12 protein-coding genes are annotated in these 11,969 nt (G+C 68.2%); 11 read left to right on the top strand and 1 reads right to left on the bottom strand.

Annotated elements, in window-relative coordinates; genetic code table 11:
- Positions 1-72 precede the first annotated feature (72 nt).
- Positions 73-1,341, bottom strand: coding sequence for an ammonium transporter (locus MNAB215_RS25675; RefSeq protein ID WP_077082336.1), 1,269 nt, complete (start codon positions 1,339-1,341; stop codon positions 73-75).
- Positions 1,342-1,428: 87 nt separating this feature from the next.
- On the opposite strand from MNAB215_RS25675, the gene MNAB215_RS25670 reads away from it, so the two are divergent.
- The 11 genes from MNAB215_RS25670 (at position 1,429) to MNAB215_RS25620 (ending at position 11,949) form a co-directional block, all read left to right on the top strand.
- Positions 1,429-2,037, top strand: coding sequence for a DNA-3-methyladenine glycosylase (locus tag MNAB215_RS25670; protein WP_077081281.1), 609 nt, complete (start codon positions 1,429-1,431; stop codon positions 2,035-2,037).
- A 36-nt stretch (positions 2,038-2,073) separates the two neighbouring features.
- Positions 2,074-3,351: a tyrosine--tRNA ligase gene (gene tyrS / locus MNAB215_RS25665; RefSeq protein WP_077081280.1), complete on the top strand. Its 1,278-nt coding sequence runs from the start codon at positions 2,074-2,076 to the stop codon at positions 3,349-3,351.
- 299 nt (positions 3,352-3,650) lie between these two features.
- A complete protein-coding gene (locus MNAB215_RS25660; protein ID WP_077081279.1) occupies positions 3,651-4,028 on the top strand; it encodes a DUF732 domain-containing protein in 378 nt (125 codons plus the stop codon).
- 75 nt (positions 4,029-4,103) lie between these two features.
- Complete coding sequence (locus MNAB215_RS25655; protein ID WP_077081278.1) at positions 4,104-4,931, top strand: tetratricopeptide repeat protein; 828 nt, start codon at positions 4,104-4,106, stop codon at positions 4,929-4,931.
- A gap of 19 nt (positions 4,932-4,950) precedes the next feature.
- On the top strand, positions 4,951-5,955 hold the full coding sequence (locus MNAB215_RS25650; protein ID WP_077081277.1) for an HAD-IIA family hydrolase: 1,005 nt from the start codon (positions 4,951-4,953) through the stop codon (positions 5,953-5,955).
- Positions 5,956-5,978: 23 nt separating this feature from the next.
- A complete protein-coding gene (locus MNAB215_RS25645; protein WP_077081276.1) occupies positions 5,979-6,173 on the top strand; it encodes a hypothetical protein in 195 nt (64 codons plus the stop codon).
- Between the two features lie 8 nt (positions 6,174-6,181).
- Positions 6,182-6,991, top strand: a complete 810-nt coding sequence (locus MNAB215_RS25640; RefSeq protein ID WP_077081275.1) for a TlyA family RNA methyltransferase — start codon at positions 6,182-6,184, stop codon at positions 6,989-6,991.
- Positions 6,988-7,911 carry an NAD kinase gene (locus MNAB215_RS25635; RefSeq protein ID WP_077081274.1) on the top strand — a complete coding sequence of 308 codons (924 nt, stop codon included), beginning with the start codon at positions 6,988-6,990 and terminating at the stop codon, positions 7,909-7,911. Before MNAB215_RS25640 ends, MNAB215_RS25635 begins: the two co-directional genes overlap by 4 nt.
- A gap of 13 nt (positions 7,912-7,924) precedes the next feature.
- Positions 7,925-9,676, top strand: a complete 1,752-nt coding sequence (recN, locus tag MNAB215_RS25630; RefSeq protein ID WP_077081273.1) for a DNA repair protein RecN — start codon at positions 7,925-7,927, stop codon at positions 9,674-9,676.
- A gap of 113 nt (positions 9,677-9,789) precedes the next feature.
- Complete coding sequence (gene steA, locus MNAB215_RS25625; protein ID WP_077081272.1) at positions 9,790-10,971, top strand: putative cytokinetic ring protein SteA; 1,182 nt, start codon at positions 9,790-9,792, stop codon at positions 10,969-10,971.
- A 33-nt stretch (positions 10,972-11,004) separates the two neighbouring features.
- A complete protein-coding gene (locus MNAB215_RS25620) occupies positions 11,005-11,949 on the top strand; it encodes a copper transporter (protein WP_077081271.1) in 945 nt (314 codons plus the stop codon).
- Positions 11,950-11,969 lie beyond the last annotated feature (20 nt).

Raw genomic sequence — 11,969 nt, 5'->3', positions numbered from 1 at the left:
CGCGCGATATCGCCGGCGATAGCGGAAATGGGAATCGCCGTATGGTCAGCTCACGGTGCTGACGTGACTCGCTCAGCCTTCGAGTCCGGGGCGGCGCAACGGCAGATGCCCCTGCACGCCTTCGGCGTAGGCGGTTTCGGCGTGCTGAGTGAAATCGACACCGGTGGTCTCGTCCTCGGCGCTGAGTCGAAAGCCGATTACCCGGTCGATCGACTTCGCGAGGACGAACGACACGGTGAACGCATAGAGCGCGACGACCACGATCGCGACCGCCTGCTTGCCCAGTTGTCCGAAGCCGCCGCCGTAGAAGAGGCCTTGCGGGCCCGATGTCATAACCGCGTTGGCAAGCAGTCCGATCAGCGACACACCGACGACCCCGCCGACGAAGTGCACACCCACCACATCGAGCGAATCGTCATAGTTGAAGCGAAATTTCGCGCCCACCGCGAACGAGCACACGATGCCAGCGGCGAGGCCGACAATCGTTGCGCCGAGCGTGTTGACGGTTCCGCAGGACGGGGTGATCGCGACGAGCCCGGCGACCACACCGGATGCCGCGCCGAACGTGGTGGGCCTGCCGTCACGGATTTGTTCGACGGCGAGCCAGCCGAGCATGCCGAGGCAACCCGCGACGAGCGTGTTGAGGAAGATTGCCGCGGCAGTTCCGTTGGCGGCCAACGCGGATCCCGCGTTGAACCCGAACCAGCCCAACCACAGCAGCCCGACACCGAGCAAAACGAACGGCAGATTGTGTGGCCGCATAGAGTCTTTCTTGAACCCGATGCGCGGTCCGAGCACCAGCGCCAGCGCCAGTGCAGAGGCGCCGGAGACGATTTCGACGACGAGCCCGCCGGCGTAGTCGAGCACGCCCAGCTTGGCCAGCCAGCCCCCGGGGCCCCATACCCAATGCGCGACTACGGAATACACGACGATCGCCCACACCGGGACGAACACGATCCAGGCCGAGAACTTGGCGCGGTCGGCGATCGCGCCGCTGACCAGGGCCGCCGTGATGATCGCGAAGGTCAGCTGGAACGTGGCATACAGCAGTTCGGGAACGGCGCCGTGGACCGAGCTGGGGGTGATGCCGAGCATTCCGATACGGCTGAGGTTGCCGAGGAACCCGCCGGCGCCGTCGTCGGAAAAGGCGATCGTGTAGCCGACGAGCAGCCAGGCCACGGTGACCAGCGGGATGGAGATGAAGCTCATCATGATCATGTTGAGCACCCCGGTGGTGCGGACCATGCCGCCGTAGAAAATGGCCAGGCCCGGGGTCATCAGCAGGACCAGTGCGGTGCTGGCCAGCAGCCAGGCGGTGGCAGCGGGGTCGATCGCAGGCATGAGGTGGACTCCCTTCCCAAGTTCCCGAAGGCCACCGGGATCCTGCCACGTTTGCGGTGCCGGTAGGTTCGGTGGGTTACCGAGAACATCACTGACCAGCTGATAGTCGACCCGGTCGCAGCCGCGCACCGGTTGCTCGGCGCTACCCTCACGGGGCGGGGCGTCAGCGGGATCGTCGTCGAGGTCGAGGCCTACGGCGGCGTTCCCGACGGCCCCTGGCCGGACGCCGCGGCCCACTCGTACCGCGGACCCAGCGGCCGCAACGCCGTGATGTTCGGGCCGCCCGGGCGCCTGTACACCTACCTCAGCCACGGGATCCACGTGTGCGCCAACGTCGTGTGCGGACCCGACGGTACCGCCGCCGCGGTCTTGTTGCGGGCCGCCGCGGTCGAGAAGGGCTTCGACGTCGCACAGGCCCGGCGCGGCGAGGCGATCCGCACCGACGCGCTGGCGCGCGGTCCGGGAAACCTGTGCTCCGCGCTGGGAATCACGATGTCCGACAACGGTATTGATCTGTTCAGTCCTGCCAGCGCGGTGCGGCTGACGCTTAACGACGCGCACCGCGCGGCGGCCGGGCCCCGCGTCGGCGTCAGTAAAGCCGCCGACCGGCCGTGGCGGTTGTGGCTGGCGGCCCGGCCGGAGGTGTCGGCCTACCGCCGCAGCCCGCGAGCACCCGCCCCCGGGGACAGCGACTAACCGCAACGGTGTGACCAGCGACTAAAGTCTTGCGGGATGTCTGCTGAGATCCTCGACGAGTTGAGCTGGCGGGGGCTGATCGCGCAGTCCACCGACCTCGACGCCCTAGCCGCCGAAGCGAAGCGCGGGCCGATGACGGTGTACGCCGGTTTCGACCCCACCGCGCCCAGCCTGCATGCCGGGCACCTGGTGCCGCTGCTGGCGTTGCGGCGCTTCCAACGTGCCGGCCATCGTCCGATCGTGCTGGCCGGTGGCGCCACCGGCATGATCGGCGACCCGCGGGACATCGGCGAGCGCACCCTCAACGAGGCCGACACCGTCGCCGAATGGACCGCCCGAATCCGCGGCCAGCTGGAGCGCTTCGTCGACTTCGACGGCTCGCCCACCGGCGCGATCGTCGAGAACAACCTCGAGTGGACCCAGGCCATGTCGGCGATCGAATTCCTGCGGGACGTCGGCAAGCACTTCTCGGTCAACGTGATGCTCGAGCGCGACACGGTCAAACGGCGCCTCGAGGGTGACGGGATCTCGTACACGGAGTTCAGCTACATGCTGCTGCAGGCCAACGACTACGTCGAACTGCACCGCCGCCACGGCTGCGGGCTGCAGATCGGCGGCTCGGATCAATGGGGCAACATCATCGCCGGCGTACGCCTGGTCCGCCAGAAGCTCGGCGCGACGGTGCATGCGCTGACCGTTCCGCTGGTGACCGCGGCCGACGGCACCAAGTTCGGGAAATCCACCGGCGGCGGCAGTTTGTGGCTGGACCCACAGCTGACCAGCCCCTATGCCTGGTACCAGTACTTCGTCAACACCGCCGACGCCGACGTGATCCGTTACCTACGATGGTTCACCTTCTTGGATGCCGACGAGCTGGCCGACCTGGAGCAGGTCACCCAGGAGCGTCCGCAGCAGCGGGCCGCCCAGCGCCGGCTGGCCACCGAGCTCACCGTCTTGGTGCACGGCGAGGCGGCCACCGAGGCCGTCGAACACGCCAGCCGGGCGCTGTTCGGCCAAGGGGAGCTGGATCGCCTGGACGAGGCGACACTTGCCGCGGCGTTGCGTGAGACGTCGGTCGCCGAGCTTGCATCCGGTGCACCCGACGGGATCGTCGACCTGCTGGTGGCCAGCGGCCTGTCGGCCAGCAAGGGTGCCGCCCGACGCACGATCGGGGAAGGCGGGGTTTCGGTCAACAACGTGCGCATCGACAGCGATGAGTGGGCCCCGCACGCCTCGGATTTCCTGCACGGACGGTGGCTGGTATTGCGTCGCGGAAAGCGCAACATCGCCGGTGTCGAACGAGTAGATTCCTAAGTATTCAGCGGGGATCTCGTCTTCGGAGGGGAAGCCGAACTCGAGGAGGGGGACTCGAGGGAAGGAGTGATGAGATCCCCGCTGCAACTTCTATTTTTCGCCGCCGGGCCCCGTCGCGCCATCCCACGAACGGCTGATCCCGCGGAGGAATTCCGTTGTCCGCCAATCGGTGGACACCCACACAGAAGCGGGCATGATCTACCAGATCACATCCGTGTAGTTTCCGCAAAACACGGTGGTGAGCAAACGGTTACCTCATCGTGTTGCCAACGTGACCAACATTGGCCACTGTTGTCACAGTGATTTACGCCCCCAAGATTCAGGCGACCACGCTGTGGTTCATAGCCTTGACCGCGACCCTGGCGGCCGCGGCCGCGATGCTGGCGGCTCCCCTCCGCGCCGACATCATCCGTGTCGACATAATCGGTAACTCCTTCCTCAACGCGCTGACGGCGGCCGGCGTCCCGTACAGCCAACCGGCACGCACCACCGCCGAGGGCCAATCGGTCTGCCCGATGCTGGTTCAGCCTGGTGGGGATTTCGACTCGGTCGTCTCCAAAATGGCCATCGGCAACGGCATGTCTGAAAAGACGGCGGGCATCTTCACGATCGTCGCGATAGCGACCTACTGCCCGGCGATGATCGCGCCACTCATTCCCAGCCGGTTGACGGGCTAGTTCACCCGGATTGCCTGGCTCGGGTCTGCCCGTATCCTTTGCAGGGTGCGGGAGCGATTGAGGTGAACGGCGCGCGTGGTCGACGATAGTCAGCGTCACGGCGGGGAACGGCGACCGCGTGCGACGTCTGGAGGTGCACCGCGGCGCGGGCCACGGACTGAGCGCGACACTCGCTGGTCGGGTCCCGGCCGCGCGCGTCCCGCCCAGCCGCAAAGCACCGGCGACGGCGAGGGTGCGGCGGAGAACGCGCCCGACATCCCGGCCGATGTCGACGCCAAGCAACTGGCACCCGAAATCCGGCGTGAGCTGAGCACCCTGGACCGGGTAACCGCCGACGCGGTGGCGCGCCACCTGCTCGCTGCCGGTGACCTGCTCGACGAAGACCCCGAAGCCGCGCTGAGCCACGCCCGCGCCGCGCGGGCCCGCACCAGCAGGATCGCCGCCGTTCGCGAGGCTGTCGGAATTGCGGCCTACCGCTGCGGAGATTGGTCTCAGGCGCTGGCCGAATTGCGCGCTGCCCGCAGGATGGGTAGCAAGTCGTCGCTGTTGGCCTTGATCGCCGATTGCGAACGTGGCCTCGGCCGCCCGGAGCGGGCGATCGAGCTGGCGCGCGGACCCGAGGCGGCAGACCTCAGCGGTGACGACGCCGACGAGTTGCGGATCGTCGCCGCCGGGGCGCGTGCCGACCTGGGGCAGCTCGAGCAGGCGCTGACGGTGTTGTCCACCCCGCAGCTGGAACCCGGCCGCAGCGGCTCGACCGCCGCCCGGTTGTACTACGCCTACGCCGACACCCTGCTGGCGCTGGGTCGTGACGACGAGGCGCTGGAGTGGTTTCTGCGTTCGGCGGCGGCCGACCTCGAAGGCGTGACCGACGCCGAAGAGCGGGTCAGCGAACTTGGCTGACGCGCCCGGCTCCAATTCAGTGAAAAGCATTGCGCAGGAATACGATTGCCTGTTGATCGACTTGGACGGGACGGTGTTTCGCGGGCGCCAGCCCACCGACGGCGCGGTGCAAACACTCGACCAGGTGCAAAGCCGCAAGCTGTTTGTCACCAACAACGCCTCCCGCAGCGCCGACGAAGTTGCCACCCACTTGCGCGAGCTCGGCTTCACCGTCAGCGCGCAGGACGTCGTCACCAGTGCCCAGAGCGCAGCGCACCTGCTCGCCGGCGAACTGCCGCCGAAGTCGGCGGTGCTGATCGTCGGCACCGAGTCACTGGCCAACGAAATCGCCGTTGTGGGGCTGATCCCCGTGCGCAGCTTCGACGACAAACCCGTTGCCGTCGTCCAGGGACTTTCGCTGACCATCGGCTGGCCCGATCTCGCCGAGGCGGCACTGGCCATCCGGGCCGGCGCGTTGTGGGTGGCGGCCAACGTCGACGCGACGCTGCCGACCGAACGGGGCCTGCTGCCCGGCAACGGCTCCCTGGTCGCGGCGCTGCGAGCCGCAACGGGTGCCGTACCCAAGGTGGCGGGCAAGCCGGCGCCCACACTGCTGCGGGATGCAGTGGCGCGCGGGAACTTTCACGCACCGTTGGTCATCGGCGATCGGCTGGACACCGACATCGAAGGCGCCAACGCCGCCCAGTTGCCCAGCCTGATGGTGCTCACCGGGGTCAACAGCGCGCGGGACGCCGTCTACGCCAAACCCGAACAGCGGCCCTCCTATATCGGCAAGGACCTGCGCTCGCTCCTGCAAGACGGCGAACTGCTCGCGGTGCGGCCCCAGCCGGCCTGGCGGGTAGACGTCGCCGATCAGGCGGTCACGGTCGCCAGCTTGGGCGGTGACGACCCGGACGGGCTGTCGATCGTCCGCGCTGTCGCCGCCGTGGTATGGGCCGCAGATGCCCGCCCGGTGCGCATCGAGGCCGCCGACGACACGGCGCGCGGCGCTCTGCACCGCTGGTCGCTGGTGCACGACAATTGATGGGTGACTAGCGTAGAAACGCCATGAGTATCGATCCTGATCAGATTCGCGCCGAGATCGACGCCCTGCTCGCGCAGCTGCCCGAGCCGGGAGATCCGGACAACCCGGACAACGGGCCCCGAGAGGTTCAGCTGGCCGAGCTCGAGGAGATCGCCCGCCGTCTTTCAGAGGCGCACGACGTGCTGCTGCGGGCGCTGGAGTCCGCGGAGAAGGGCTGAGCGCGCGCATGCCTCGCCGCGCCCGGGTTGACGCCGAGCTGGTCCGGCGCGGCCTCGCCCGGTCCCGTCAACAGGCGGCGGAACTGATCGGCGCGGGCAAGGTCAGCATCGACGGCATGCCCGCAGTCAAGCCCGCGACCGCCGTCGCCGTCACCTCGGCGCTGACCGTCGCCGACGACGGCGAACGGACCTGGGTCTCGCGTGGCGCCCACAAGCTCATTGGCGCGCTGGACGCATTCGGAATCCCCGTCGCGGACCGTCGTTGCCTGGATGCCGGCGCCTCGACGGGCGGCTTCACCGAGGTTCTGCTGGATCGCGGGGCGGCCGAGGTGGTTGCCGCCGACGTGGGCTATGGCCAGCTGGCCTGGTCGCTGCGCTCGGATCCCCGGGTGATCGTCGTCGAGCGGACCAACGTTCGCGACCTGACACCGCGGAGCATCGGTGGGCAGGTCGACCTCGTCGTCGCTGACCTGTCGTTTATCTCGTTGGCCACCGTGTTGCCCGCGCTGACTGGATGCGCCTTGACGGGCGCGGATATCGTTCCCATGGTGAAGCCGCAGTTTGAGGTGGGGAAGGGCCAGGTTGGTGCCGGCGGGGTGGTGCACGACCCGGCGTTGCGGGCCGAGTCGGTGCTGGCCGTCGCCGGACGCGCCGGCGAGCTGGGCTGGCACCCGGTCGGCGTCACAGCCAGCCCGCTTCCGGGGCCATCGGGCAATGTCGAATACTTTCTGTGGCTGCGTGCCGAGACCGATCGGGCACTGACTGGTGACGAGTTGGTGGGTGCGGTGCAGCGCGCGATATTCGAGGGCCCGCAATGAGTGATCGACGCGTCGTCCTCCTGGTTGTGCACACCGGACGGGACGAAGCCACCGAGACGGCACGGCGCGTGCAGAAAGTGCTGGGCGATAACGGAATTGCACTTCGTGTGCTCTCCGCCGAGGCGGTCGACCGGGGGCCGCTACCCCTGTCGCCCGACGACGTTCGGGCGATGGGCGTCGAAATCGAAGTGGTCGACGCCGAACTCGACGCGGCCGAGGGTTGCGAGCTGGTTCTGGTCCTCGGTGGCGACGGCACCTTCCTGCGCGCGGCCGAGCTGGCCCGCAACGCCGGCATCCCGGTGCTGGGCATCAACTTGGGCCGCATCGGCTTCTTGGCCGAAGCCGAGGCTGAGGCCATCGACTCGGTGCTCGAGCATGTCGTGGCCAGGGATTACCGGGTGGAAGAGCGCCTGACGCTCGATATCGCGGTGCACCAGCACGGCCGCATCCTCGATCAGGGCTGGGCGCTCAACGAAGCCAGCCTGGAAAAGGGACCGCGGCTGGGCGTGCTGGGCGTGGTCGTCGAAATCGACGGGCGCCCGGTGTCGACGTTCGGTTGCGACGGGGTGCTGGTATCGACGCCGACCGGATCCACCGCCTACGCGTTCTCCGCGGGCGGCCCGGTGCTGTGGCCGGACCTCGAGGCAATCCTGGTGGTGCCCAACAACGCTCACGCACTGTTCGGCCGGCCGATGGTCACCAGTCCCGACGCCACCGTCGCGATCGAGATCGAGGCGAACGGCAACGACGCGCTGGTGTTCTGCGACGGCCGCCGCGAGATGGTGTTGCCGGCGGGCGGGCGGCTGGAGGTGACTCGCTGTGGCACGCCGGTGAAATGGGCGCGCCTGGACAGCGCGCCGTTCACGGACCGTCTGGTGCGCAAGTTCCGTTTGCCGGTCACCGGTTGGCGCGGTCAGTAACGGGGCTCGCAGGTTGCTCACGGAAATCCGCATCGAGTCGCTGGGTGCGATCAGTGCGGCGGTGGGGGAGTTTGGCCGCGGTCTGACCGTACTCACCGGAGAAACGGGCACCGGCAAGACGATGGTGGTGACCGGGCTGCATCTGCTCGGCGGAGCCCGCGCCGACGCCAACAGGGTGCGCTCGGGTGCCGAACGCGCCGTCGTCGAAGGTCGTTTCACCACAACCGATCTCGACGGCGCCACCATCGCAGCGCTGGACGAGATGCTGGACGCGTCGGGCGCCGAGCGTGACGAGGATGGCAGCGTGATCGCGCTGCGCTCGGTCAGCCGTGACGGGCCTTCGCGGGCCTATCTCGGCGGTCGCAGCGTACCCGCAAAGTCGTTGGGCGACTTCACCGCCGAGCTGTTGACCCTGCACGGCCAGAACGACCAGCTGCGGCTGATGCGGCCCGAGGAGCAGCGCGGCGCGTTGGACCGGTTCGCAAAGGCGGGCCCGGCGCTCGAGCGCTATCGCAAACTGCGCGACGCGTGGTTGTCGGCGCGCAGGGATCTCCTCGACCGCCGAAACCGGATGCGGGAGCTAGCGTTGGAGGCCGACCGGCTGAACTTCGCGCTCGACGAGATCGCTGCCGTGGAGCCGCAACCCGGTGAGGACGATGCGCTGGTCGCCGAGGTCGTGCGGCTTTCCGAACTGGACACGCTGCGCGAAGCCGCAGCGGCAGCGCGCACGGCGCTGTCCGGAGAACTCGACGACGTATCCGGGGGCAGCGCCGCCGACATCCTGGGACGGGCAAGGGCCACACTGGAATCCACCGATGATGCCAAACTGCAGGCGTTGGCCGAGCAGATCGGCGAGGCGCTGACCGTCGTCGCCGATGCGGGCCAAGAACTCGGCTCCTACCTCGACGAGCTGCCGGTCGATGCCAGCGCGCTGGAGTCCAAGCTTGCCCGGCAAGCCGAGCTGCGGACGCTGACCCGCAAGTACGCCGCGGATATCGACGGGGTGCTGCGCTGGGCGGCCGAATCGCGCGACCGGCTCGCTGCGCTCGACGTTTCGGAGGAAGGCCTCGCGGCGCTGCAACACCGCGCCGATGAGCTTGCCGGCGAATTAGCTTCAGCGGCAACCGACCTCAGCGCAATTCGGCGAAAGGCTGCCAAGCGGCTGGCCAAGGAGGTCACCGCGGAGCTCTCCGGCCTGGCGATGGCCGACGCCCAGTTCAGCATCGATGTGACGCTAGATAGTGCGCCCGCCGCCGATGATGCGGCCGCGCTGAAGCTGGCTTCGGGGGAGTTGGCCCGAGTCGGCGCCGACGGTGTCGACGAGGTCGAGTTCGGTTTCGCCGCTCACCGCGGGATGACGGAGCTGCCGCTGGCGAAGAGCGCCTCGGGCGGCGAGCTGTCCCGGGTGATGCTGGCGCTGGAGGTGGTGCTGGCCGCGTCGGCGGCGGGCACCACGATGGTGTTCGACGAGGTCGACGCAGGCGTCGGCGGCCGGGCGGCGGTGCAGATCGGTCGGCGGCTGGCGCGGTTGGCGCGCACCCACCAGGTCATCGTGGTGACGCACTTACCGCAAGTGGCGGCCTACGGCGACGTCCATCTTGTGGTGCATGGCGCCGGACCGAAAGGGACCAGCGTCGTGCGGACGGTGAGCGGCGACGAGCGGGTCGCCGAGCTGGCCCGGATGATGGCGGGCCTGGGCGAGTCCGACAGCGGTCGCGCGCACGCTCGCGAGCTCTTGGACGGTGCGCAGAACGACGAGATCTAACCGTCGGGAATACTTTATTCATCTGTTACAGATGTGACTCTAGATAACTTCTGGGGCAGATGTTACGGCGCGCCTCCCCGTGTCGGCGCCCCTTCGCGGACAGAATCGCCGACATGAAGATGTCTGGGCTGCTCACACGTAACACGTCCCGGCCGGGCCTCACCGGCACCGCTCGCGTCGACCGGAACATCGACCGGTTGCTGCGTCGGGTCTGCCCCGGTGACATCGTGGTGCTCGACGTCCTGGACCTGGACCGCATCACCGCGGACGCGCTGGTGGAGGCCGACGTCGCCGCCGTCGTCAACGCGTCACCGTCGGTCTCGGGCCGCTACCCCAACATGGGCCCGGAGGTCCTGGTCAACAACGGGGTCACCCTGATCGACGAGACCGGACCCGAGATCTTCAAGAAGGTCAAAGACGGCGCCAAGATCCGCCTGCACGAGGGCGGGGTGTACGCCGGTGAGCGCCGACTGATCCGCGGCACCGAGCGCACCGACCACGACATCGCAGACCTGATGCGGGAGGCCAAGAGTGGCCTGGCCGCCCATCTGGAGGCGTTCGCGGGCAACACAATTGAGTTCATCAAAAGTGAGAGCCCGTTGCTGATCGACGGTATCGGCATTCCCGACATCGACCTCGACCTGCGCCGCCGGCATGTGGTGATCGTCGCCGACGAGCCCAGCGCCGAGGACGATCTGAAATCGCTCAAGCCGTTCATCAAGGAGTACCAGCCCGTGCTCATCGGTGTCGGCAGCGGCGCGGATGTGCTGCGCAAGGCCGGCTACCGCCCGCAGCTCATCGTCGGCGACCCCGAGGAAATCAGCGCCGACGCCCTCAAGTGCGGTGCCCACGTGGTGTTGCCGGCCGACGCCGACGGTCATGCCCCGGGCCTGGAGCGCATTCAGGACCTCGGCGTGGGCGCGATGACGTTCCCGGCCGCGGGTTCGGCGGTCGACCTGGCGCTGCTGCTGGCCGATCACCACGGCGCCGCACTGCTCGTCACGGCGGGTCACACCGCCAACATCGAGACGTTCTTCGACAGGACGCGTACCCAGAGCAACCCGTCCACCTTCCTGACCAGGCTGCGGGTCGGGGAGAAGGTGGTCGACGCCAAGGCGGTCGCGACCCTGTACCGCAACCACATCTCGGCCGGTGCCATCGCGCTGTTGGCCCTGACCATGCTGATCGCCGTGATCGTCGCATTGTGGGTGTCGCGCACCGACGGCGTGGTGCTGCACTGGATCACCGACTACTGGAACCACTTTTCCCTCTGGATTCAGCACCTAGTCGCTTGATTTTTTTCTTGGAGGTTCGAGGGACGTGCAGTCATGATCTCGTTACGCCACCACGCATTCTCGCTGGCCGCGGTCTTCCTGGCGTTGGCCGTCGGAGTGGTGCTGGGTTCCGGCTTCTTGTCGGACACCCTGCTGTCCAGCCTGCGTGACGAGAAGCGCGACCTCTACACGCAGATCAGCGGGCTCAACGACCAGAAGAATGTGCTGAACGAAAAGCTTAGCGCGGCAAACAATTTCGATAACCAGCTGGTCGGGCGGATCGTGCACGACGCACTCGCGGGCAAGTCGGTGGCGGTGTTCCGCACGCCGGACGCCAAGGACGACGACGTCGCCGCGGTCGCGAAGATCGTCGGACAGGCCGGCGGCACCCTCACCGGGACGGTGGCGCTGACGCAGGAGTTCGTCGACGCCAACTCCGCGGAGAAGCTGCGGACCGTGGTGAACTCGTCGGTGCTGCCCGCCGGCCAGCAATTGAGCACCAAGCTCGTCGACCAGGGCTCGCAGGCCGGTGACCTCCTCGGCATCGCCCTGCTGATCAATACCAACCAGGCCGTCCCGCCGGTGGACGACTTGCAGCGCGATACCGTGCTGGCCGCACTGCGCGACACCGGCTTCATCACCTACGCGCCCAGCGACCATCTGGCGGCGGCGAACACCGCCCTGGTCGTCACCGGCGGCGGGTTACCCCAAGACGCCGGCAATCAAGGCGCCAGCGTGGCCCGCTTCGCCGCCGCGCTGGCTCCGCACGGTTCGGGCACCCTGCTCGCCGGGCGGGATGGGTCGGCGACCGGGGGCGCCGCGGTCGCCGTGGCCCGCGCCGATGCGGGTATCAACGCGGCGATCAGCACCGTCGACGACGTCGACTCCGCGCCCGGACGTATCACCGCGATCCTGGGCTTGCATGACCTGATCAACGGCGGCCATGCCGGGCAGTACGGCACGGGACACGGCGCGACGGCGATCACGGTGCCTCAGTAGGCCGACGCTAGGGCGTGTTC

Source organism: Mycobacterium numidiamassiliense (assembly GCF_900157365.1).
In the GTDB taxonomy this organism is placed as follows: Bacteria; Actinomycetota; Actinomycetes; order Mycobacteriales; family Mycobacteriaceae; genus Mycobacterium; species Mycobacterium numidiamassiliense.
The sequence above is the reverse complement of the archived record's forward strand: the minus strand, read 5'-3'. Positions and strand labels throughout refer to the sequence as shown.

Excerpts from the sequence above, each read along its gene's own strand:
- MNAB215_RS25675 (WP_077082336.1), bottom strand. The coding sequence starts at position 1,341 with ATGCCTGCGATCGACCCCGCTGCCACCGCCTGGCTGCTGGCCAGCACC.
- tyrS (WP_077081280.1), top strand. The coding sequence starts at position 2,074 with ATGTCTGCTGAGATCCTCGACGAGTTGAGCTGGCGGGGGCTGATCGCG.
- MNAB215_RS25645 (WP_077081276.1), top strand. The coding sequence starts at position 5,979 with ATGAGTATCGATCCTGATCAGATTCGCGCCGAGATCGACGCCCTGCTC.
- MNAB215_RS25640 (WP_077081275.1), top strand. The coding sequence starts at position 6,182 with ATGCCTCGCCGCGCCCGGGTTGACGCCGAGCTGGTCCGGCGCGGCCTC.
- MNAB215_RS25635 (WP_077081274.1), top strand. The coding sequence starts at position 6,988 with ATGAGTGATCGACGCGTCGTCCTCCTGGTTGTGCACACCGGACGGGAC.
- steA (WP_077081272.1), top strand. The coding sequence starts at position 9,790 with ATGAAGATGTCTGGGCTGCTCACACGTAACACGTCCCGGCCGGGCCTC.
- MNAB215_RS25620 (WP_077081271.1), top strand. The coding sequence starts at position 11,005 with ATGATCTCGTTACGCCACCACGCATTCTCGCTGGCCGCGGTCTTCCTG.